The sequence below is a fragment of the Limnohabitans sp. genome (assembly GCF_031539175.1).
GTDB lineage: Bacteria > Pseudomonadota > Gammaproteobacteria > Burkholderiales > Burkholderiaceae_C > Limnohabitans.
The window spans coordinates 29,481-50,487 of sequence record NZ_JAVKLQ010000052.1 but is presented as its reverse complement, the minus strand read 5'-3'; the positions used below and the strand labels follow the sequence as shown (position 1 = coordinate 50,487).

The 21,007-nt window shown below is 59.1% G+C and carries 21 protein-coding genes; 20 read left to right on the top strand and 1 reads right to left on the bottom strand.

The features are described from left to right. Positions 1 to 34: 34 nt before the first annotated feature. The 15 genes from glyQ to RMS95_RS09345 all read left to right on the top strand — a co-directional run bounded on the left by glyQ (position 35) and on the right by RMS95_RS09345 (position 13,357). A complete protein-coding gene (glyQ, locus tag RMS95_RS09415) occupies positions 35 to 940 on the top strand; it encodes a glycine--tRNA ligase subunit alpha (RefSeq protein WP_310645589.1) in 906 nt (301 codons plus the stop codon). A 17-nt stretch (positions 941 to 957) separates the two neighbouring features. Beyond that, the gene (glyS, locus tag RMS95_RS09410) at positions 958 to 3,099 is read left to right on the top strand and encodes a glycine--tRNA ligase subunit beta (protein ID WP_310645587.1); all 2,142 of its coding nucleotides are present in this window, start codon (positions 958 to 960) and stop codon (positions 3,097 to 3,099) included. A 41-nt stretch (positions 3,100 to 3,140) separates the two neighbouring features. After that, positions 3,141 to 3,749 carry a D-glycero-beta-D-manno-heptose 1,7-bisphosphate 7-phosphatase gene (gmhB, locus tag RMS95_RS09405; protein ID WP_310645586.1) on the top strand — a complete coding sequence of 203 codons (609 nt, stop codon included), beginning with the start codon at positions 3,141 to 3,143 and terminating at the stop codon, positions 3,747 to 3,749. Further along, positions 3,749 to 4,495: a lysophospholipid acyltransferase family protein gene (locus tag RMS95_RS09400; protein ID WP_310645605.1), complete on the top strand. Its 747-nt coding sequence runs from the start codon at positions 3,749 to 3,751 to the stop codon at positions 4,493 to 4,495. The genes gmhB and RMS95_RS09400 overlap by 1 nt, the downstream gene beginning before the upstream one ends. Positions 4,496 to 4,517: 22 nt before the next feature. Beyond that, entirely contained in the window at positions 4,518 to 5,402 is an 885-nt protein-coding gene (locus RMS95_RS09395; RefSeq protein ID WP_310645584.1) for a SprT family zinc-dependent metalloprotease, read from the top strand. Positions 5,403 to 5,465: 63 nt separating this feature from the next. Further along, complete coding sequence (locus RMS95_RS09390; RefSeq protein WP_310645582.1) at positions 5,466 to 5,891, top strand: MerR family DNA-binding transcriptional regulator; 426 nt, start codon at positions 5,466 to 5,468, stop codon at positions 5,889 to 5,891. Beyond that, a complete protein-coding gene (locus tag RMS95_RS09385; protein WP_310645580.1) occupies positions 5,888 to 6,334 on the top strand; it encodes a PaaI family thioesterase in 447 nt (148 codons plus the stop codon). Before RMS95_RS09390 ends, RMS95_RS09385 begins: the two co-directional genes overlap by 4 nt. Positions 6,335 to 6,353: 19 nt before the next feature. Beyond that, entirely contained in the window at positions 6,354 to 7,535 is a 1,182-nt protein-coding gene (locus tag RMS95_RS09380) for an isovaleryl-CoA dehydrogenase (RefSeq protein ID WP_310645578.1), read from the top strand. A 29-nt stretch (positions 7,536 to 7,564) separates the two neighbouring features. Further along, positions 7,565 to 8,233, top strand: a complete 669-nt coding sequence (gene can / locus RMS95_RS09375) for a carbonate dehydratase (RefSeq protein WP_104799555.1) — start codon at positions 7,565 to 7,567, stop codon at positions 8,231 to 8,233. Between the two features lie 45 nt (positions 8,234 to 8,278). Then, a complete protein-coding gene (locus tag RMS95_RS09370; RefSeq protein WP_310645576.1) occupies positions 8,279 to 9,472 on the top strand; it encodes an acetyl-CoA C-acyltransferase in 1,194 nt (397 codons plus the stop codon). A 9-nt stretch (positions 9,473 to 9,481) separates the two neighbouring features. Beyond that, the gene (locus RMS95_RS09365) at positions 9,482 to 10,147 is read left to right on the top strand and encodes an SDR family oxidoreductase (RefSeq protein WP_310645575.1); all 666 of its coding nucleotides are present in this window, start codon (positions 9,482 to 9,484) and stop codon (positions 10,145 to 10,147) included. 35 nt (positions 10,148 to 10,182) lie between these two features. Beyond that, positions 10,183 to 11,313, top strand: a complete 1,131-nt coding sequence (locus RMS95_RS09360) for an acyl-CoA dehydrogenase family protein (protein WP_310645574.1) — start codon at positions 10,183 to 10,185, stop codon at positions 11,311 to 11,313. A gap of 61 nt (positions 11,314 to 11,374) precedes the next feature. Further along, positions 11,375 to 12,268 carry a plastocyanin/azurin family copper-binding protein gene (locus RMS95_RS09355; protein WP_310645572.1) on the top strand — a complete coding sequence of 298 codons (894 nt, stop codon included), beginning with the start codon at positions 11,375 to 11,377 and terminating at the stop codon, positions 12,266 to 12,268. A 10-nt stretch (positions 12,269 to 12,278) separates the two neighbouring features. Then, positions 12,279 to 12,683: a YchJ family metal-binding protein gene (locus tag RMS95_RS09350; protein WP_310645570.1), complete on the top strand. Its 405-nt coding sequence runs from the start codon at positions 12,279 to 12,281 to the stop codon at positions 12,681 to 12,683. 17 nt (positions 12,684 to 12,700) lie between these two features. Continuing rightward, positions 12,701 to 13,357 (top strand): HAD family phosphatase, encoded by a 657-nt coding sequence (locus RMS95_RS09345; RefSeq protein ID WP_310645568.1) that lies wholly within the window; start codon positions 12,701 to 12,703, stop codon positions 13,355 to 13,357. Positions 13,358 to 13,388: 31 nt separating this feature from the next. Here the strand turns inward: RMS95_RS09345 and RMS95_RS09340 are convergent, their stop codons facing one another. Beyond that, on the bottom strand, positions 13,389 to 14,438 hold the full coding sequence (locus tag RMS95_RS09340) for an AraC family transcriptional regulator (RefSeq protein ID WP_310645566.1): 1,050 nt from the start codon (positions 14,436 to 14,438) through the stop codon (positions 13,389 to 13,391). An 88-nt stretch (positions 14,439 to 14,526) separates the two neighbouring features. Here RMS95_RS09340 and RMS95_RS09335 point away from each other — a divergent pair, with 88 nt between their 5' ends. The 5 genes from RMS95_RS09335 (at position 14,527) to RMS95_RS09315 (ending at position 20,944) form a co-directional block, all read left to right on the top strand. Further along, positions 14,527 to 16,134 (top strand): carboxyl transferase domain-containing protein, encoded by a 1,608-nt coding sequence (locus tag RMS95_RS09335; protein WP_310645564.1) that lies wholly within the window; start codon positions 14,527 to 14,529, stop codon positions 16,132 to 16,134. 16 nt (positions 16,135 to 16,150) lie between these two features. Further along, positions 16,151 to 16,945 (top strand): enoyl-CoA hydratase/isomerase family protein, encoded by a 795-nt coding sequence (locus RMS95_RS09330; protein ID WP_310645562.1) that lies wholly within the window; start codon positions 16,151 to 16,153, stop codon positions 16,943 to 16,945. 73 nt (positions 16,946 to 17,018) lie between these two features. After that, positions 17,019 to 19,085 (top strand): acetyl/propionyl/methylcrotonyl-CoA carboxylase subunit alpha, encoded by a 2,067-nt coding sequence (locus RMS95_RS09325; RefSeq protein WP_310645560.1) that lies wholly within the window; start codon positions 17,019 to 17,021, stop codon positions 19,083 to 19,085. A gap of 4 nt (positions 19,086 to 19,089) precedes the next feature. After that, positions 19,090 to 20,010: a glyoxylate/hydroxypyruvate reductase A gene (locus RMS95_RS09320; protein ID WP_310645558.1), complete on the top strand. Its 921-nt coding sequence runs from the start codon at positions 19,090 to 19,092 to the stop codon at positions 20,008 to 20,010. A gap of 22 nt (positions 20,011 to 20,032) precedes the next feature. Then, positions 20,033 to 20,944: a hydroxymethylglutaryl-CoA lyase gene (locus tag RMS95_RS09315; protein ID WP_310645557.1), complete on the top strand. Its 912-nt coding sequence runs from the start codon at positions 20,033 to 20,035 to the stop codon at positions 20,942 to 20,944. The last annotated feature ends 63 nt before the right edge of the window (positions 20,945 to 21,007 follow it).

Genomic DNA, 21,007 nt, shown 5'->3' with positions numbered 1-21,007 from the left:
TCCTTTTCGCCAACGCCATGTTGGCATGGGTTTTATGCTGACTTTTCAACAAATTATTCTCAAACTCCAGTCCTACTGGGCCGAGCAAGGCTGCGCCTTGTTGCAACCCATCGACATGGAGGTCGGTGCGGGCACCTCGCACACCGCCACGTTCTTGCGCGCCTTGGGCCCAGAGCCTTGGAAGGCCGCCTACGTGCAACCCAGCCGCCGCCCCAAAGACGGCCGCTATGGCGAGAACCCCAACCGTTTGCAGCACTATTACCAATACCAAGTGGTGTTGAAGCCCGCACCCAGCAACATCTTGGAACTGTATTTGGGCTCGCTCGAAGCGCTTGGCTTTGACCTCAAGAAAAACGACATCCGCTTCGTGGAAGACGATTGGGAAAACCCAACCTTGGGCGCATGGGGCTTGGGCTGGGAAGTTTGGTTGAACGGCATGGAAGTCACGCAGTTCACTTATTTCCAACAAGTCGGCGGTATTGACTGCAAACCTATCACCGGCGAAATCACCTACGGCCTCGAGCGCTTGGCCATGTACCTGCAAGGGGTGGACAACGTTTACAACCTGCAATGGACCGATGGCCTGACTTACGGCGACGTGTACAAACAAAACGAAGTCGAGCAATCCACCTACAACTTCGAGCACAGCGATGCCGAGTTCTTGTTCACCGCCTTTGGCGCACACGAGAAACAAGCGCAGCACCTCATGGGCGCACAGCTCGCATTGCCCGCCTACGAGCAAGTGCTCAAGGCCGCACACACCTTCAACTTGCTCGACGCGCGCGGCGCCATCAGCGTGACCGAGCGTGCCGCCTACATCGGCCGCATCCGTAACTTGGCGCGCGCTGTGGCGCAAAGCTATTACGAGAGCCGTGAGCGCTTGGGCTTTCCCATGGCCCCGCGTGAGTGGGTTGACCAAATGCCGAAGAAGACCGCTTGAGCGTAGGACACAAAAACATGACGACACACAACCTACTCATCGAACTCTTCGTGGAAGAGTTGCCACCCAAAGTCTTGCAAAAACTCGGCGACGCGTTCTCAGGCGTTCTGTTTGAGCAACTCAAAGCGCAAGGCTTGACCGCTGCGAACTCTGCGGTGACCGCTTACGCATCGCCCCGCCGTTTGGCTGCGCACATCACTGCCGTCTCTGCATTGGCTGCAGACAAAGCCGTGCAACAAAAACTTATGCCGGTTACTGTTGGCTTGGATGCCAGCGGCAACGCCACCCCCGCCTTGCTGAAAAAACTGCAAGCCTTGGGCGCTGGCCCCGAGGCCGTGGCGCAACTCAAACGCGCACCCGATGGCAAGGCCGAAGCCTTGTTCTACGACAGCATCGTCAAAGGTGCGAGCTTGGCCGACGGCTTGCAAAAAGCTTTGAGCGACGCCATTGCCAAATTGCCCATCCCGAAAGTGATGAGCTATCAGCTTGAAACCGACTGTGAATTGCCCGGTTGGAGCAGCGTCAACTTTGTGCGCCCCGCACACAGCTTGATCGCTTTGCATGGCAGCACCGTGGTGCCCGTCAAAGCATTGGGCTTGACCGCAGGCAACAGCACACAAGGCCACCGCTTTGAAGCCAAGGTGTCGCCAGTCGTTTTAGCTAATGCTGATGTGTACGCAGACACACTCGCCAAAGACGGCGCAGTCATCGCCAGTTTCACAGAACGCCGTGCAGAGATTGCGCGTCAACTTGAAGCCGCTGCAGCCAAAGTTGGCGGCGGTGTAAAGGCGATTGAAGACGCAGCATTGCTCGACGAAGTTACCGCCTTGGTCGAACGCCCCAATGTGTTGGTGTGCGAGTTTGAAAAACAATTCCTCGACGTGCCGCAAGAGTGCCTCATCCTCACGATGAAGGCCAATCAAAAATACTTCCCGTTGCTTGACGCAGCCGGCAAGCTCACCAATAAGTTTTTGGTGGTCAGCAACATCACGCCTGATGACGCATCCGCGGTCACAGGCGGCAACGAACGCGTGGTCCGCCCTCGTTTGGCCGATGCCAAATTCTTCTTTGACCAAGACCGCAAAAAGACCCTCGCTTCGCGCGTGGACGGTTTGGCCAAGGTGGTGTATCACAACAAACTCGGCACCCAAGGCGAGCGCACCGACCGCGTGCGCGCCATTGCCAAAGGCATTGCTGCCTTGTTGCCGCAAGCCCAAGACGCCGCCGTGAACACAACCTTCATGCAAGCCGTCGACACCGCGGCCCAACTGGCCAAAACCGATTTGCTGACCGACATGGTGGGCGAGTTCCCTGAGTTGCAAGGCATCATGGGCGGCTACTACGCGCGCCACGATGGTTTGGGCGAGACGACAGCGCAAGCCATTGAAGACCACTACAAGCCTCGCTTTGCGGGTGACGAATTGCCACGCAACACCGTGGGTGTGGTGGTGGCCTTGGCTGACAAAATCGAAACCTTGGTCGGCATGTTTGGCATTGGCAACTTGCCAACGGGCGACAAAGACCCCTTCGCGTTGCGTCGTCACGCGTTGGGCGTGGTGCGCATGTTGAGCGAAGCCAATTTGGATGTGGGCTTGGATGCTTTGATTGCACAAGCCATCCCCGCCTTTGGCGACAAGATCACAGACCCTGCGGCGGCATTGACCTCGTTCATTTACGACCGCCTCTCTGGCGGCTTGCGCGAGCAAGGCTACTCGGCCCAAGAGGTCGAAGCCGTGTTGGCCTTGCGTCCACAACGCTTGAGCGATGTGGCCAAGCGCCTCACCGCCGTCCGCGCCTTCGCTGCATTGCCTGAAAGCCCAGCGTTGGCTGCTGCCAACAAGCGCATCGGTAACGTGCTCAAAAAAGCAGGCGAAGTCGATGCACACGTCAACACCGCCTTGTTCAAAGAAGACGCCGAGCAAGCGCTCTACGCCATCATGCAAAAGTTGCTGCCCGAATCGGAAGCGCAGTTCAAGGCGGGCGATTACACCGCTTCGTTACAAACGTTGGCCACCTTGCGTTCGCCCGTCGATGCCTTCTTTGACGATGTGATGGTCAACGCCGAAGAGATGGACTTGCGCTTGAATCGCCAAGGCCTGCTCAAAAGCTTGCACCTCGCCATGAACCGCGTGGCCGACTTGTCGTGCCTCGCGACTTGACACGTCTTCACTGACTGACCTGAGCCTAAGACGCACCACGCATGATCACCAAACTTGTCATCCTCGACCGCGACGGCACCATCAACCAAGACAGCGACGATTACGTCAAGTCTGCCGATGAGTGGCTGCCCTTGCCCGGCGCACTCGAGGCGATTGCGCGACTGAACCATGCGGGTTGGCATGTGGTGGTGGCCTCGAACCAATCGGGCTTGGGCCGTGGTTTGTTTGACGTGGCCGCGCTCAACGCCATGCACGCCAAAATGCACAAGCTTTTGGGGTCTGTGGGGGGGCGCATTGATGCGGTCTTTTATTGTCCGCACAGTCCCGATGAAGCCTGCCAGTGCCGCAAACCGGCGCCGGGGTTGTTTGAACAGATTGGCGAGCGTTATGGCATGGAGTTGACCGGCGTGCACACGGTGGGTGACAGCTTGCGTGATTTGCAAGCCGGTGCTGCCGCGGGTTGCACCCCGCATTTGGTCCACACGGGCAAGGGCCAAAAACTGCGTGGCAAAACATTGCCCGCTGATTTTCCGCAAGACACCTGTGTGCATGACGACTTGGCAGCCTTTGTCGATTGGCTGTTAGCGCAACCCGAGACCAAAGTCCACGCGGTGCACAAAGCACCGCACAAAACAGGAGCTCACGCATGATGGCCATGATTCGATCGACCGTGCACATGGCGTTCATGTTTGTCACCGTCATCCCGTTTGCGTTGCTGATTGTCTTGGCTGCAGCTGTTGGGCTGCGTGCGGACAAGCGTTACGCCATTGCCGCGTATTGGCTCAACCTGAGCATCCAAGCCGCGCGCGTCATCATGGGTGTGCGCTACCGCATTCAAGGGCAAGAAAATTTGCCTGACGGCGCGACCAGCCCCGCCATTTTGTTGGTCAAACACCAGTCGACGTACGAGACATTTTTGATGCCGGCCATCATGCCTCACCCCTTGGCTTACGTGTTCAAACGTGAGTTGCTGTACGTGCCATTTTTTGGTTGGGCCATCGGCTTGCTGGACATGATTCACATCGACCGCAGCCAGCGCGCCAAGGCCTTCGGGAAAGTGGTAGAGCAGGGCCAAAAGCTGTTGGCGCAAGGCACATGGGTCATCATGTTTCCCGAAGGCACGCGCATTCCGCGTGGCGAGCGCGGGAACTACAAGAGCGGTGGTGCACGTCTGGCCATCGCCACGGGCGCGCCCGTGATTCCCATTGCCGTCACCTCTGCCAAATGCTGGCCGCGCAAGGCTTTCATCAAATTTCCAGGCGTGGTGGACGTGTCAATCGGCGCGCCCATTGACAGCGTGGGCCGCGAAGCCGATGAGCTGACCCGTGAGGTCGAACATTGGATCGAGTCCGAAATGCGTCGCCTCGATCCTGAGGCCTACGTCGCCAAGTCGTGAGGCGTCACGCATGAGCCGCTTCATGCAACTCGTGCTTGATTTATTTGAGGCGCCGCAAAGCCAAGCTGCGCCGCCTTTGCCCACGTCGCGACCGCTGCAGGGGCCGCATCAACCTGCTGAACCCTTGGCCCATGTGCTGCCCAAAGCACAGTTCACACATCCACGCGCCACGCGGCGCATTTTGTTAGGTGCCACGGATGTGGCGTATGCCTTTCGCCGTGGCAAGCGCCGCACCATTGGCATGGCGGTCGGGCCAGATGGGCTGGAGGTCAGTGCGCCAACGTGGGTGACGGTCGGCGAGGTCGAGTCTGCGTTGCGTCAAAAGGCCGATTGGATTTCACGCAAGCTGATTGAAATGGGCGAACGTCACGCCCAAATGGGTGCCCAGCGCATTGTGTGGTGCGACGGCGTTGTGGTGCCGTATTTGGGGGGCGAGCTTCAGGCAGTGCTCGATTCCAGCAGCGCTTTGAAAAAGAACAGCGCGCAATTTGAATCCGCGCAAGATGGCTTGGCACCGCATACCTTGCGTTTGGGGCTGCCGCTTCATGCCACCCCAGAGCAGATTCGCGATGCCGTTCAGGCTTGGCTCATGCGGCAAGCCAAAACCTTGTTCACCGAGCGTTTGCATCACTTCGCCCCGCTGCTGAATGTGCAATGGCAGCGCCTGTCGCTCAGCAGCGCGGCGACCCGCTGGGGCAGTGCGAGTTCGAGCGGCGCCATTCGCCTCAACTGGCGCTTGGTCCATCACAAACTCGACGTCATTGACTATGTGGTCGCGCATGAGTTGAGCCACTTGCGGGTGATGGACCACAGTCCACGGTTCTGGGACACCGTCAAAACGGTGATGCCGGACTACGCCGAGCGCCGTCGGGTGCTGAAAAACGAGCCCTTGCCGCCTTGGAATTGAGACGTTTTTTGCGCGGTTGAATTTTCCCGTCATAATTGACGTTTACGTAAACGTAAACACACCATGGCTACCACATATTCCATCAGCGACTTGGCGCGTGAGTTCGATCTCACCACCCGGGCCATCCGTTTTTACGAAGACATGGGGCTGCTGCAGCCCGAGCGCTCCGGCCCCGGTGGTCGCAACCGCGTCTACAGCCACCGCGACCGCACGCGTTTGAAGCTCACCTTGCGTGCCAAGCGTTTGGGGTTGTCGCTGACGGAGGCCAAAGACCTCATCGACATGTACGACAGCCCACGCGATACGGGCCCTCAGTTGCAGAAGTTTTTGGTGGTGTTGGCCGATCACAAACGCCAGCTGGAAGAACAAATGGCCGAAATTCAAGCCAACCTCGACGAAGTCAAGGTGCATGAAAAAGAGGCACGTAATCTGCTCGCCAAGCAAGGTGCTGCGAGCGCCACCCCATCCACCAAGGCGGCTAAAGCATGAGTACGACACCTATCGCGCACCCCGAGTTGCATGCCCGCATCGAATCGAGCTTTGTGCGTCAAGGCATGATGCGCCACCTTGGCGCACGCTTGGTGTCGGTGGCCCCTGGCGAGGTCGAAATCGCCTTGCCCTATTCCGAGCGTGTGACCCAACAACAAGGCGGTTACCACGGCGGCGCCATGGGCGCGCTGGCCGACATCGCCGCAGGCTACGCCGGCCTCACCTTGGCGGCTGAGGGCCAAGAGGTGACCACTGTTGAATACAAGATCAACTTTCTCGCTGCATTTCAAGGGGGGGAGTTGCGCGCACGCGGCCATGTGGTGCGTGCCGGCAAGCGACTCATCATCACCACGGCCGAGGTCGTGCATCTGAACGACGATGGCGGTGAGTCGCCTTGCGCCCTGATGCAACAAACCTTGGCCACCGTCAAACAAAGTTACTGAGACCCACAAGGAGACCGCCATGAACAATTTGCCCGGACTGAATTTCCAACTCGGTGAAGACATCGATGCCTTGCGCGACGCCGTGCGCGAATTCGCCCAAGCCGAGATCGCGCCTCGTGCCGCCGAGATCGACCACAACGACCAATTTCCCATGGACCTGTGGCAAAAAATGGGTGACTTGGGCGTGTTGGGCATCACCGTGGGTGAAGAATATGGCGGCGCCAACATGGGCTATCTCGCCCACATGATCGCGATGGAAGAAATTTCTCGCGCCTCCGCCAGCGTGGGTTTGAGCTATGGCGCGCACAGCAACTTGTGCGTCAATCAAATCAAACGCAACGGCACCGATGCGCAACGCGCCAAGTACCTGCCCAAGCTCATCAGCGGTGAGCATGTGGGGGCGCTTGCGATGTCAGAGCCCGGTGCGGGCTCCGACGTCATCAGCATGAAGCTCAAAGCGGAAGACAAGGGTGACTACTACGTGCTCAACGGCAGCAAGATGTGGATCACCAACGGCCCCGATGCTGACACTTTGGTGGTCTACGCCAAAACCGAGCCCGAGTTGGGCGCGCGCGGTGTCACAGCTTTCTTGATCGAAAAAGGCATGAAGGGGTTCAGCGTGGCGCAAAAGCTCGACAAGCTCGGTATGCGCGGCAGCCACACGGGCGAGTTGGTGTTCAACAACGTCGAGGTGCCAGCCGAAAACATTTTGGGCGGCCTCAACATGGGCGCCAAAGTGCTGATGAGCGGCTTGGACTACGAACGTGCTGTGCTGACAGGCGGTCCTTTGGGCATCATGCAATCGGTGATGGACAACGTCATTCCCTACATCCACGACCGCAAGCAATTTGGCCAAAGCATTGGTGAGTTCCAACTCATTCAAGGCAAAGTGGCCGACATGTACACCGTGTTGCAAGCCGGTCGCAGCTTCGCCTACACCGTCGCTAAAAATCTCGATTTGCTTGGCACCGATCATGTCCGTCAAGTGCGCAAAGACTGTGCGTCCGTCATTTTGTGGACGGCCGAAAAAGCCACGTGGATGGCCGGTGAAGGCGTGCAGATTTTTGGTGGCAATGGCTACATCAACGAATACCCCTTAGGCCGTTTGTGGCGCGATGCCAAGTTGTATGAAATTGGTGCAGGTACCAGCGAGATTCGTCGCATGCTGATTGGCCGTGAGCTTTTCGCTGAGACTTGTTAAGGCCATCGCTGCACTGCGACAATGACCGCATGAGCACATCACTTCAGCACCTTTTTGATAACAACCGGGCATGGGCCGGCCGCATGATTCAAGAGAATCCTGCGTATTTCTCGCGCCTGGCCAACCAGCAAAACCCCAAGTATTTGTGGATTGGCTGCTCTGACAGCCGCGTGCCTGCGAACCAAATCACGGGGTTGGATCCTGGCGAGGTGTTCGTGCATCGCAACGTGGCCAACGTGGTGGTGCATTCAGATTTGAACGCCTTGTCGGTCATCCAATACGCGGTGGACGCACTCAAGGTCGAGCACATCATGGTGGTGGGGCACTACGGTTGCGGTGGCGTCTTGGCGGCCACACGTGGCACACGCGTGGGTTTGGCCGACAACTGGTTGCGCCATGTGCAAGATGTGCGCTTGCGCCATCGCCAACGCCTCAACCATTTGCCACAAGCTGAGCTGGAATCGGTCATGTGTGAGATGAACGTCATTGAGCAAGTCGGCAATGTGGCGTTGTCCAACGTGATGCAGGATGCTTGGGGTCGTGGTCAAAAGGTGACCGTGCACGGCTGGATTTACGGCCTCGACAACGGCTTGGTCAAAGACCTCGGCGTCACCATGAGCCATGCTGGCGAAGTGGTTGACGTCTTCCGCAACGCTTTCAAACGCTACCCTCGTGGTGGCATGCTTCCCGCCGCGTGACCCTCGGGGTCGGCGTGGCACTTTTCTTTTTTATTGGAGAAACTCATGTCCGACCCTATCGTCATCGTCAGTGCAGCCCGTACACCCATGGGTAGCTTTCAAGGCGACTTCTCAAGTCTGGCCGCCCACGACCTCGGCGGTGCCGCCATCAAGGCCGCGTTAGAGCGGGCGGGTCTTCATTCTCAATTCACCCCTGAGTTGGTGACCGAGCTCTTGTTTGGCAACTGCTTGATGGCCGGTCAAGGCCAAGCGCCTGCGCGTCAAGCGGGTTTCAAAGGCGGTTTGCCAAAGAGTGCTGGCGCGGTGACCTTGTCCAAAATGTGTGGCTCAGGCATGCGTGCTGCGATGTTTGCGCATGACATGCTGTTGGCCGGCTCGCACGACGTGTTGGTCGCGGGCGGTATGGAGAGCATGACCAATGCGCCGTACCTCATGCTCAAAGGCCGTGGCGGTTACCGTTTGGGCCATGACCGTATTTTTGACCACATGATGCTTGACGGTTTGGAAGATGCGTACGAACCCGGCCGCAGCATGGGAACATTCGGCGAAGACTGCGCCGCCAAATACAGCTTCACGCGCGCAGAGCAAGACGCGTTTGCTACCGCCAGCGTGCAACGCGCCAAAGCCGCCACCGAAAGCGGCGCCTTTGCCGCAGAAATCACCCCCGTCACCGTGAAAACGCGTGCGGGCGAAACCGTGGTGTCCATTGACGAAGGCCCAGGCAAGGTCAAGCTCGACAAGATCTCCACGCTCAAGCCTGCCTTCAAGAAAGACGGCACCATCACGGCCGCTTCTAGCTCGTCGATCAACGATGGCGCAGCCGCCATGGTGTTGATGCGCGAAAGCACCGCCAAGAAATTGGGATGCACGCCCTTGGCCCGCATCGTCAGCCACGCCACGCATGCGCAAGAGCCCGAATGGTTTGCAACCGCACCTGTCGGCGCCACACAAAAAGCCTTGGCCAAAGCTGGTTGGTCTGTGGCCGATGTGGATTTGTGGGAAGTCAACGAAGCCTTCGCCGTGGTGCCCATGGCGCTGATGAAAGAACTCAACGTGCCGCACGACAAAGTCAACGTCAACGGCGGTGCCTGTGCGTTGGGTCACCCCATCGGCGCGTCGGGCGCACGCATCATGGTCACGTTGATTCACGCGCTGAAAGCACGCGGCCTGAAAAAAGGCTTGGCCACCTTGTGCATCGGCGGCGGTGAAGGCACCGCCGTTGCGCTCGAATTGGTTTAAGTTTTCACCATGCCGACCGCACTCATCATTGGCGCATCACGCGGCATTGGACTAGAGCTGGTTCGTCAATACATGGCGGACGGCTGGCGCGTGATGGCCACAGCCCGTGACGACGCAGGGCGTGATCGCGTGCAAGCACTGGGCGCCCAGTGTTTGCGTGTCGATGTGGCCAATCCCGTGAGCGTCACGTCGTTGGCGTGGCTGCTCGATGGCGAAAAGCTCGACGTGGCGTTGTACGTGGCTGGCGTGATGGACCGCGCCAGTGCCGATACACCCCCGACGCAAGACACGTTTGACCACGTCATGCATGCGAATGTGATGGGCGCCATGATGACCATCCCTCAAATCGCGCCCATGGTTGAAGAGGCCGATGGCGTGTTGGCCTGCATCAGCAGCGTGATGGGCAGCTTGCAAGGCACGCGCAGCAGCGACGCCGCGCTGTACCGCATCAGTAAAGCAGCGCTCAACATGGTGGTGCGCACCTCGCAACCCGCTTACCCACGGGCTCGCGTGATTGCCATGCACCCCGGTTGGGTGCAGACCGAGATGGGCGGCGCCCATGCCACGTTGACGGCGCAAGAAAGTGTGACGCACATGCGCCGCACCTTGTCTCAGTTGACGTCCGCGCAGGGCGGCCAATTTTTATCGCACGACGGCAGCACCATTCCTTGGTGATCTTCGATTCTTGTCCTCTTTATTTTTAAATTTCCATGTTGCTCACGCCTGACCAAACCATGATTCGCGACGCCGTGCGCGACTTTGCCCAACAAGAACTCTGGCCCAACGCCGCCAAGTGGGACAAAGAACACACCTTCCCGCACGCCGTGCACAAAGGCTTGGCCGCCCTCGGTGCGTATGGCATTTGTGTGCCCGAAGACTTGGGCGGCGCGGGCCTCGATTACCTCACGCTTGCTTTGGTGTTGGAAGAAATCGCCGCTGGCGATGGCGGCACCAGCACGGCCATCAGCGTGACCAATTGCCCCGTCAACGCCATCCTCATGCGCTACGGCAACGACGCGCAAAAGAAGCAATGGCTCACCGAATTGGCGCAGGGCAACATGCTTGGCGCGTTTTGCTTGACCGAGCCACATGTGGGCTCTGACGCATCAGCCTTGCGCACCACGGCCACCAAAGAGGGCGACGAATACGTCATCAACGGGGTGAAGCAATTCATCACCAGCGGCAAAAACGGCCATGTGGCCATCGTCATTGCCGTGACCGACAAAGGCGCAGGCAAGAAAGGCATGAGCGCCTTCATCGTGCCCACCAGCGCCCCTGGTTATCAAGTGGCGCGCTTGGAAGACAAGCTCGGTCAGCACAGCAGCGACACCGCACAAATCAACTTTGACAACTGCCGCATTCCTGCCGAGAACTTGATTGGACAAGAAGGCGAGGGCTACAAGATTGCGCTGTCTGCTTTGGAAGGCGGCCGCATCGGCATCGCCGCGCAAAGCATTGGCATGGCGCGCAGCGCGTTTGAAGCTGCCTTGCAATACAGCAAAGAGCGCGTGAGCTTTGGCACCGCCATCTTCAACCATCAAGCTGTGGGTTTTCGCTTGGCCGATTGCGCCACACAACTCGAAGCGGCACGCCAACTCATGTACCACGCTGCCGCTTTGCGCGATGCCGGCTTACCTTGTTTGAAAGAAGCCGCGATGGCCAAACTCTTTGCCAGTGAAACGGCAGAACAGGTGTGCAGCGTCGCCATTCAAACCTTGGGCGGCTACGGCGTGGTGAGCGACTTCCCTGTGGAGCGCATTTACCGCGACGTGCGCGTGTGCCAAATTTACGAAGGCACCAGCGACGTGCAAAAAATCATCATTCAACGCGCCTTGGCTTGATATAGCGCACGTCTTGTTGATGTGGCTTGTGTAGCATCGCGCTGAATCAACAGGATTTCCTATGAATTTTGCACAATCGCACATCGCCACGCTTTTCAAATACGGCGGCATCAGCTTCATTGCTGGCGCTGTTAACCACGGGTTTTTCAGTGAAGCGCGTTCGTTTTGGACGGCTGGCTTTGGCGTACTGTTTTATTTGTGGGGCGCTTGGTTGGAAACGCGCAACCGTGACGCATTGAACGTGCGCTGGACCGACGTGCTCGGTTTTGGCTTGGTGTCGTCGATTGGCTTGGGCTTTTTCACTGGGGGTTTGCAACACTTCCCCGATTCGCCAGACCGCAGTTTGTGGGTGGTGCCCTTGGGCTTTGTGCTCAGTCTTTTGGCCATGTACTTCCTCGACGGTCGTGCCCGCACGCCGTTGCGGTCGTTGGTGACGTATGGCTTGGTTGCGTTTGCCGTGGTGATGGCCATCTCCGCCACCGCGTGGTCGCTGTTACAAGGCCTGCCGCCTTCTGAGTACAGCCATTCTCACGACAGCGGTTCAACCGCAGAGGTTCACACGCATGGTGTTGCGACAGAGGCCGTGCATACCCATCCGGACGCTGCGTCGACAGACGCCCGTATCGTCGCCATCGAGATGAACGATGCCATGCGTTTCTCCCCTGCCAATTGGCAAGCCACCTCCGGTGAGACTGTGCGCATTCGCGTCACCAACACTGGCAAGGTGCGTCACGACATGGTCATTGGCAGCGAAGATGATTTACGCGCGCATGCCGCCGCCATGAACGCGCAAAAAGAGGGCCATTCACACGCCCACAACGCCTTGTCATTGGGCGCAGGCGAAACCGGCGAGTTGGTCTGGACCTTCACCGATGCCGGCGTGCTGCACATGGCCTGCTTCGAGCCCGGTCATTACGACGCAGGCATGCGCGGCACCATTTCGGTGTTACCTTAAGAGGCGCTGCATGCCCCCCGTGACCGATTGCCCGTGTGGGCGTACCGATGCAAAGCGCCGCCCCATCGCCTACACAGACTGCTGCGGTGCTTTTGTGGACCACGTTGACGTGGCGTTGCCCCCAGATGCAGAGCGCTTGATGCGCTCGCGCTACAGCGCCTTTGTGCATGAGCGTGCGGACTATTTACTGGCGACGTGGCACGCCAGCACCCGACCTGCGTCACTGGACTTTGATGCGGGCGCCAAATGGCTGGGCCTGGATGTACGCGACCACCGCATGACCGGGGACCACACGGCCGAGGTGACCTTTGTCGCCCGCTACCGTTTGCCCAGTGGCGCCGTGCGCATGCACGAGCGCAGCCGCTTTGTGCGTGAAGACGGGCGTTGGTTTTACGTGGATGGCGACGTGCTTTAGCCCCTCATAATTGCGGCATGAAATTCGAAGCTGTGTTGTTTGATTGCGATGGCGTGCTGGTTGACAGCGAAGCCATCACCTGTGGGGCCTTGCGCGACATGCTGCAAGAAAGTGGCTGGACCCTGACCTTGCAAGAGTGCATGGCGCACTTTGTGGGCCACACCGTGCGCAACCGCCGCGACTTGATCGAGGCCAACACCGGCCAGCCGTTGACCGACGCCTTCATGGATGAGTTTTACCGCCGACGCAATCTGCGCTTAGATGCTGACATCACACCCATTGCGCACATTCATCAAGCGGTGCAACACGTGTTCGACGCGTGTCAAGGGCAGATCGCGTGCGCGTCAGGCGCAGACCGTTTCAAAATCAATTTGATGTTGGGCAAGGTGGGCTTGTTCGAGTTCTTTGACGGGCGCATCTTCAGCGGCCATGAAGTGCCTCAGACCAAACCCGCACCCGATGTGTATTTGGCCGCTGCTGCGCATTTGGGCAAAGACCCCAAGCGCTGCTTGGCGATCGAAGACACGCCTGTGGGCGTGACGGCAGGCGTCGCCGCGGGGGCGACGGTGTGGGGCTATGCCGCTCACGGGCAGGCGGACGCGTTGCGTGCGGCGGGTGCCGCCCATGTGTTCACGTGCATGAGCGAGCTGCCCGCGCTGTTTACCGCCGCCTGAGCCCGGGCGCACTAACGCGCACTGATGTGCACTAAGGCGCCGTGATGCGTTGTCGACGGAACGCGTCGGGTGAGCTGCCTGTCCAGCTTTTGAATGCACGGATAAAGCTTTTCTCGTTTTGAAATCCTGCGGCTTCGGCAATTTGTTTCAACGGGCGTGTCGTGCGTTGCAGCTGCGTCATGGCGAGGTCGCGGCGCACGGCATCTTTGAGTTCTTGCAGCGAGGCGTTTTCTTCTTTCAGTTGTCGGTGCAGCGTGCGCGCCGACATGTGCAGCCACGCGGCCAAGTCTTCGGCGTTGCGGCAATGCTCGGGGTGCAGGGCCAAAGTTTGGCGCACTTTTTCGACCAACAACCGGTCACGTCGGTAGGGACGCACGGTCAGCAGCAGCGCGCGTTGCAGCATGTGTTGCAGCGCGGCTTCGTCGCGACGCACGGGCAGGGCCAGATAACCGGCATCAAATTGCAGGCTGTTGACGGCGGCATCGAACGTGGTGGGGCCGTCAAACAACACGCGGTAGCTGTCTTGGTGGGCTGGCGCGGCAATGCGCAGGTGCGTGGCCTGCAGGGGAATGCGTGAGTCGGTCAGCCAACACGCCACACCCAAGGCATTGCGCAAGACCGACACCACACAGAATTCTTGAAACTCGCCCAAGTCGCGCACCTCGTCCAACTGCAACGTGGCCACGCCGTCGCGCTCGCTGAGGTGCAAGTGAATGTCGTCCGTCAGCAAGCCGTGGTGTCTGCACCAGCGCGTCAGTGCCAAGCCCAGCGTGGCTGATGTGAGCGATGCGCGCACCAGCAGCCCATAGCTGCCCCAAGGCAGGCGGCGGCTGAACCAGCCCAAGCCTTCATCGTCCAGCGCTTGCATGGCGATGCCTGAGATCAACTCCATTTGCATGGCAGTCACGCGCGCGTTGTTTTTCAGAAGCAGAGATGGCTCAATTTGTGCCTTTGCCAAGGCCTCATCCATGGGCATGCCACGCTGTGCGTAAGCGGCGGCGATAGCTTGAATAAAAGCAATTGGCGTCTCTGCACGACCTTGGGCGGGCGAGGGGGGCTGCGGGCGGCTAGGGTTAACCATATTGGCAGCCATTGTGGCAGGATTTGCAACCATGCTGACGCCCCGTCAGGGTCGGTTCGTTTTACGCTCTGACGCAAAGGACGAAAGCATGACTGTTTTGCACACCCAATTGAACCCCCGTTCCGCCGACTTCACGGCCAACGCCGCCGCCATGCGCACCGTGGTGGATGACCTGAAGGCCCATCTCGAAAAAATAGCCGTCGGTGGCGGCGAAGCGGCGCGCGCCAAACACACCGCCCGCGGCAAACTGTTGCCCCGTGACCGCGTGCAAATGTTGCTCGACCCCGGCACGCCATTTTTAGAGGTGGCGCCGCTCGCCGCGCTCAACATGTACAACAACGATGCCCCGTGTGCGGGCTTGATTGCCGGCATCGGTCGCGTCAGCGGTGTGGACTGCATGATCGTGTGCAACGACGCCACGGTGAAGGGTGGCACTTACTACCCGCTCACCGTGAAGAAGCATTTGCGCGCACAAGAAATCGCACAGCAAAACAACTTGCCTTGCATTTACTTGGTCGATTCGGGCGGTGCCAACTTGCCCAACCAAGACGAGGTGTTCCCCGACCGCGACCACTTTGGCCGCATCTTCTTCAACCAAGCCAACATGAGCGCACAAGGTATTGCGCAAATCGCGGTGGTGATGGGCAGTTGCACCGCCGGTGGCGCGTATGTGCCTGCCATGAGTGACGAAACCATCATCGTGAAAAACCAAGGCACCATTTTCTTGGGCGGCCCTCCTTTGGTCAAAGCGGCCACCGGCGAAGTGGTGACCGCCGAAGACTTGGGCGGTGGTGATGTGCACACCCGACTCTCCGGTGTGGCCGATCACTTGGCACAAAACGATGTGCATGCGTTGGCGCTGGCGCGTCATGCGGTGAAAAACCTGAATGCTCAAAAGCAACCCAACATCGCGACGCACAAGCCTGTGCCGCCGAAGTTCGATGCGCAAGAGTTGTACGGTGTGATTCCTGCGGACACACGCAAGCCGTTTGATGTGCGCGAGATCATTGCCCGCATCGTCGATGGCTCGGAATTTGACGAGTTCAAATCACGTTTTGGCACGACCTTGGTGTGTGGTTTTGCCCGCATTGAAGGCATGCCAGTCGGCATCATCGCCAACAACGGCATCTTGTTCAGCGAGTCGGCTTTGAAAGGCGCGCACTTCATTGAGCTGTGCTGCCAACGCAAAATCCCGCTGGTGTTTTTGCAAAACATCACGGGCTTCATGGTGGGCCGCAAGTACGAAAACGAAGGTATTGCTCGCAATGGCGCCAAGATGGTCACGGCTGTGGCCACCGCAGCTGTTCCGAAGTTCACCATCATCATTGGCGGCAGTTTTGGCGCGGGCAACTACGGCATGTGCGGCCGTGCCTTTGCCCCGCGCTTTTTGTGGATGTGGCCGAATGCGCGCATCTCCGTCATGGGTGGAGAGCAAGCCGCCAGCGTGTTGGCCACGGTCAAGCGCGATGGCATTGAAGGCAAGGGCGGTGCTTGGAGCATGGAGGAAGAGGAAGCCTTCAAAGCGCCCATCAAGCAGCAATACGAAGACCAAGGCCACCCTTACTACGCCACCGCCCGCTTGTGGGACGACGGCGTGATCGACCCCGCCGACACGCGTCGCGTGCTGGCGCTGGGATTGAGTGCGTCGTTGAATGCGACGATTCCTGAAACCAAATTCGGTTTGTTCCGCATGTGATGGACGAGGTGTTTTCATGACAACCACAACCCCTTCCGCCTTGTCTATTTCTACCCATGCGGGCGTGCGCACCATCACGCTCAGCCGCCCCGATGTGCGCAACGCGTTCAACGATGAGGTGATTGCTGAGTTGAAAACTGCTTTCATCGAAGCCGGTCAAGCGATTGACGTGCGCTGCGTGGTGTTGGCCGCCCTTGGCCCCGCGTTTTGTGCAGGCGCCGACCTGAATTGGATGCGCCGCATGGCCGACTACACGCGTGATGAAAACTTGGCCGATGCTGGACAGCTCGCGGCCATGTTGCGCGCCATTTACGACTGCCCCAAACCCACCATCGCCCGCGTGCAGGGCGATGTGTTTGCGGGAGGCTTGGGACTGGTCGCTGCGTGCGACATGGCGGTGAGTGTGGACACGGCCACCTACTGTTTGAGCGAGGTCAAGCTCGGACTCATTCCCGCCACCATCAGCCCTTACGTGATTCGCGCCATGGGCGCCCGTGCCTCGCACCGCTACTTTTTGACGGCTGAGCGTTTCAACGCCACTGACGCGCACCGCATGGGCTTGGTCCACGAGGTGGTCACGGCGGAGGCCTTGGATGCCAAAGTGGCCGAGCTGACCGGCGCCTTGGTCAGTGCCAGCCCTAACGCGCTGCGTGCTTGTAAGCGCTTGGTGCAAGACGTGGCAGGGCGCGACATAGACGATGCGCTGGTCGCCCACACCGTGGCGGGCATTGCAGACATCCGTGCCAGCGCACAAGGTAAAGAAGGCGTGCAGTCGTTTTTGCAAAAACGCAAACCCAACTGGTTGCTTTGACGTGGGCGTCCCCCATGTCGCTTGATCCTTCGCTATTTCACGCCACGCCTTGAACTCAGAAAGACACCCCGTCATGTTTCAAAAAATTCTCATCGCCAACCGCGGCGAAATCGCCTGCCGTGTGGCAACTACCGCCCGCAAGCTCGGCATCAAAACTGTCGCCGTGTATTCAGACGCAGACGCGCAAGCCAAGCATGTGCAGGTGTGTGACGAAGCCGTTCACATCGGCGGCAGCGCGCCCAAAGACAGCTACTTGCGCTGGGAGCGCATCTTGCAAGCCGCGCAAGACACGGGTGCCCAAGCGGTGCACCCAGGCTATGGGTTTTTGAGCGAAAACGAAGATTTCGCCAAAGCCTGTGCCGCCGCGGGCTTGGTCTTCATTGGCCCACCCGCTTCGGCCATTCAGGCCATGGGCCTCAAAGCGGAGTCCAAGCAGTTGATGGAGAAAGCGGGCGTCCCTTTGGTGCCCGGTTATCACGGTGCTGACCAAGACCCTGCCTTGCTGCAGCGCGAGGCCGATCAAATGGGCTATCCCGTGCTCATCAAGGCCAGTGCGGGCGGGGGCGGCAAAGGCATGCGCATCGTTGAACAAACATCAGACTTTGCAGACGCTTTGGCCAGTTGCAAACGCGAAGCCATCAACAGTTTTGGCGACGATGCGGTGTTGATCGAGAAGTATGTGCAGCGCCCTCGTCACATCGAAATCCAAGTGTTTGGCGACACGCACGGCAACTGCGTGTATTTGTTCGAGCGCGATTGCTCGGTGCAACGCCGCCATCAAAAAGTGTTGGAAGAAGCCCCCGCCCCCGGTATGACCGAAGCGCTGCGCAAGCAGATGGGCGAGGCAGCCGTGGCCGCGGCCAAAGCCGTGAACTATGTGGGAGCAGGCACGGTGGAATTCATCGTTGAACAAACGGGCTATGACAGCCCCGAGTCGATGAAGTTTTTCTTCATGGAGATGAACACCCGCTTGCAGGTGGAGCACCCAGTGACCGAAGCCATCACAGGGCTCGACTTGGTGGAATGGCAGTTGCGCGTTGCCAGTGGCGAGCCCTTACCTTTGGGCCAAGACCAAGTGCGTATTCACGGCCATGCCATCGAAGCACGCATTTGTGCCGAGAACCCCGATAACAATTTCTTGCCCGCTACCGGCACCTTGCAGGTGTACCGCAAGCCCGCGTGCAGCAGCTTTGACCGCAGCCCTGTGCGCATAGACGATGGCGTGCGTGAAGGCGACAGCATCAGCCCGTTTTACGACTCCATGGTGGCCAAGCTCATCGTGCACGGCGACACCCGCGCGCAAGCGCTGGCGCGTTTGGACGAGGCCTTGGCGCAAACGCGCATCGTGGGCTTGACCACCAATGTGCAGTTCTTGCGTCGTGTCATCCAAACCGATTCATTTGCCACCGCCAAGCTTGACACTGCGCTCATCCAGCGCGAAGACAAAGCCTTGTTCGGCCAAGAACCTTTGGGTTTGGCTTTGACCGCTGCCGCTGTGGTGGCCAGCACCTTGCAACGTGAAGCCACCTTGGCAGGCCACGATCCATTCAGCCGTCGCGACGGTTGGCGTGCTTACGGCGTGGCGACGCGTCGTTTTGGGTTTGTGTTTCACGGTCAAGCGCAAACGGCGTTGCTGACCTACGGCCACGATGGCGCGACACAACTGAGCGTGACCGAGCAGGTGGCTGCCGATGCCCCATCGCACGCGGCCGTTGACAAGGCAGCGCCGATCGCAGGCGCCCTGACATGGCGTGTCGAGGGCGATCAACTGGCGATTGCTTTTGCTGAACAAAAGGCCCGAGTGCAGGTCTTCATTCATGTGGAAGGCGGTGAGGATGTGGCCCATGTGTTTGCCGCGCACGGTGCAACACGCATCACGGTGGTCGATGCCTTGGCGCACGCGGGTGAGATACAAGAAGAGGGCGGGCGCTTGACCGCACCCATGCCCGGCAAGGTGGTGTCGTTTGCGGTGAACGTAGGTGACAAAGTCAAAGCCGGTCAGCCGCTCGCCGTGATGGAAGCGATGAAAATGGAACACACCATGGCCGCGCCCGCCGATGGCGAAGTGCTGGAGTTGCTGTATGCACCCGGCGACCAAGTGGCAGAAGGCGCGGAGTTGCTCAAACTCAAAACCGAATGACCGCATGAAAATCACCGTCTGCCTCACGAACATCAAACCCGAACCTTGGGTGGACAGCTTGCGTGCGTTGTTGCCGCAAGCGGACGTGTCGGTGTGGCAGCCTGGGAGCCCTGTGGCTGACCATGCGGTGGTGTGGGCACCGCCACAAGCCTTCATCGATGAACAAGTGGGTCTTAAGACCTTGTTCAACATTGGTGCCGGGGTGGACGCTTTGTTGCAACTGCGCTTGCCGCCCATGCTGCAAGTGGTGCGCTTGGACGATGCGGGCATGTCCGTGCAAATGGCCGAGTACGTGAGCCATGCGGTGATTCGTCATTTTCGAGAGTTCGATGCGTATGAGCGCGATGTGCGTGAAGGCAAGTGGTCGTACCGCAAGCCCAACGTGCGTGCCGATTTTTCGGTCGGCGTGATGGGCTTGGGTGTGTTGGGTGCCCGCGTGGCCAAGACCTTGCAAGCTTTTGAATTCCCTGTGAATGGCTGGAGCCGCAGTGCCAAACAATTGCCGGGTGTGCAGTGCTTTGCTGGCGCGCAGCAACTCCATGCGTTCTTGTCCAGCAGCCGTGTGTTGGTGAACTTGTTGCCGCTCACGCCCGAAACAGAAAACGTGTTGAACCAAGCCACCTTGGCGCAACTGCCGCCGCATGCGTATGTGATCAACGTGGCGCGTGGCCGTCATTTGGTGGAAGAAGATTTGTTGGCCTTGCTCGACAGTGGCCATTTGGCCGGCGCCACTTTGGATGTGTTTCGCACCGAGCCGCTGCCTGAGGGCCATGAGTTCTGGACGCACCCCAAAATCACGGTCACGCCGCATACCTCGGCACGTACCTTGCGCGATGAGAGCGTCGCGCAGATCGCACAGAAGATGTTGGCGCTCGAACAGGGCCAACCCATTTCTGGCTTGGTCGACCCGCGCACGGGTTATTGATTGATTGACAACGATGACATCCATGAACTTGCCCTCCCGTGTCCAACTCATCGATGTGGGCCCTCGCGACGGCCTGCAAAACGAAAAGCAACCCGTGCCCGCCGAGGTCAAGATCGCGCTGGTGCATCACCTGCAAGCGGCAGGTTTGACCGAGATTGAAGTGACCAGTTTTGTGTCGCCCAAATGGGTGCCGCAAATGGCCGACAACGCCGAGGTGATGGCGGGCATCGCGCGGTTACCCAACGTGCGCTACTCGGTGCTCACGCCCAATGTGCAAGGCTTTCAAGCGGCGGTCACGTCTAAGCCCGACGAGATCGTGGTGTTCGGCGCGGCCAGCGAGGCGTTCAGTCAAAAGAACATCAATTGCTCGATCGCCGAGAGCATCGAACGTTTTGCACCGGTCGTTGAAGCGGCCTTGGCGGCCGGCATCGCTGTGCGCGGTGCGATGAGTTGCACGGTGGGTTGCCCTTACGAAGGCGAGATTGCGCCTGAGCGTGTGGCTTACCTCGCGGGCTTGATGAAAAGCATTGGCGTGCAGCGCGTCGACGTGGCCGATACGATAGGTGTGGGTACGCCACTCACGGTGCAAAAAGCCATCGAGGCCACCTTGCAGCACTTTGATGTGGCCCATGTGTCAGGACATTTCCATGACACGTATGGACAGGCCCTGTCCAACACCTTGGCCGCTTTGCAGATGGGCGTGTGGAACTTTCAGTCGTCGGTGGCGGGCTTGGGCGGTTGTCCGTATGCCAAAGGTGCCACGGGCAATGTGGCCACCGAAGACGTGGTGTACATGCTGCACGGCATGGGCATTGAGACCGGCATAGACCTTGATGCGCTGATTGACGCAGGCGCCTTCATCAGCGACTTTTTGGGCCGGCCATCCGGCTCACGCGTCGCGCGCGCTGTGATCAGCAAACGCAACAATATTTAACACTTTAATATTCAAATCTGGCGATAGACTCGCTCCTTCGGACATTCAACCCTCAGGAGCTTT

Excerpts from the sequence above, each read along its gene's own strand:
- gmhB (WP_310645586.1), top strand. The coding sequence starts at position 3,141 with ATGATCACCAAACTTGTCATCCTCGACCGCGACGGCACCATCAACCAA.
- RMS95_RS09345 (WP_310645568.1), top strand. The coding sequence starts at position 12,701 with ATGAAATTCGAAGCTGTGTTGTTTGATTGCGATGGCGTGCTGGTTGAC.
- glyQ (WP_310645589.1), top strand. The coding sequence starts at position 35 with ATGCTGACTTTTCAACAAATTATTCTCAAACTCCAGTCCTACTGGGCC.
- RMS95_RS09360 (WP_310645574.1), top strand. The coding sequence starts at position 10,183 with ATGTTGCTCACGCCTGACCAAACCATGATTCGCGACGCCGTGCGCGAC.
- RMS95_RS09380 (WP_310645578.1), top strand. The coding sequence starts at position 6,354 with ATGAACAATTTGCCCGGACTGAATTTCCAACTCGGTGAAGACATCGAT.
- RMS95_RS09400 (WP_310645605.1), top strand. The coding sequence starts at position 3,749 with ATGGCCATGATTCGATCGACCGTGCACATGGCGTTCATGTTTGTCACC.
- RMS95_RS09355 (WP_310645572.1), top strand. The coding sequence starts at position 11,375 with ATGAATTTTGCACAATCGCACATCGCCACGCTTTTCAAATACGGCGGC.
- RMS95_RS09370 (WP_310645576.1), top strand. The coding sequence starts at position 8,279 with ATGTCCGACCCTATCGTCATCGTCAGTGCAGCCCGTACACCCATGGGT.
- RMS95_RS09320 (WP_310645558.1), top strand. The coding sequence starts at position 19,090 with ATGAAAATCACCGTCTGCCTCACGAACATCAAACCCGAACCTTGGGTG.
- RMS95_RS09340 (WP_310645566.1), bottom strand. The coding sequence starts at position 14,438 with ATGGTTAACCCTAGCCGCCCGCAGCCCCCCTCGCCCGCCCAAGGTCGT.
- RMS95_RS09330 (WP_310645562.1), top strand. The coding sequence starts at position 16,151 with ATGACAACCACAACCCCTTCCGCCTTGTCTATTTCTACCCATGCGGGC.
- RMS95_RS09335 (WP_310645564.1), top strand. The coding sequence starts at position 14,527 with ATGACTGTTTTGCACACCCAATTGAACCCCCGTTCCGCCGACTTCACG.
- RMS95_RS09395 (WP_310645584.1), top strand. The coding sequence starts at position 4,518 with ATGCAACTCGTGCTTGATTTATTTGAGGCGCCGCAAAGCCAAGCTGCG.
- glyS (WP_310645587.1), top strand. The coding sequence starts at position 958 with ATGACGACACACAACCTACTCATCGAACTCTTCGTGGAAGAGTTGCCA.
- RMS95_RS09365 (WP_310645575.1), top strand. The coding sequence starts at position 9,482 with ATGCCGACCGCACTCATCATTGGCGCATCACGCGGCATTGGACTAGAG.
- RMS95_RS09390 (WP_310645582.1), top strand. The coding sequence starts at position 5,466 with ATGGCTACCACATATTCCATCAGCGACTTGGCGCGTGAGTTCGATCTC.
- RMS95_RS09325 (WP_310645560.1), top strand. The coding sequence starts at position 17,019 with ATGTTTCAAAAAATTCTCATCGCCAACCGCGGCGAAATCGCCTGCCGT.
- RMS95_RS09350 (WP_310645570.1), top strand. The coding sequence starts at position 12,279 with ATGCCCCCCGTGACCGATTGCCCGTGTGGGCGTACCGATGCAAAGCGC.
- can (WP_104799555.1), top strand. The coding sequence starts at position 7,565 with ATGAGCACATCACTTCAGCACCTTTTTGATAACAACCGGGCATGGGCC.
- RMS95_RS09315 (WP_310645557.1), top strand. The coding sequence starts at position 20,033 with ATGAACTTGCCCTCCCGTGTCCAACTCATCGATGTGGGCCCTCGCGAC.
- RMS95_RS09385 (WP_310645580.1), top strand. The coding sequence starts at position 5,888 with ATGAGTACGACACCTATCGCGCACCCCGAGTTGCATGCCCGCATCGAA.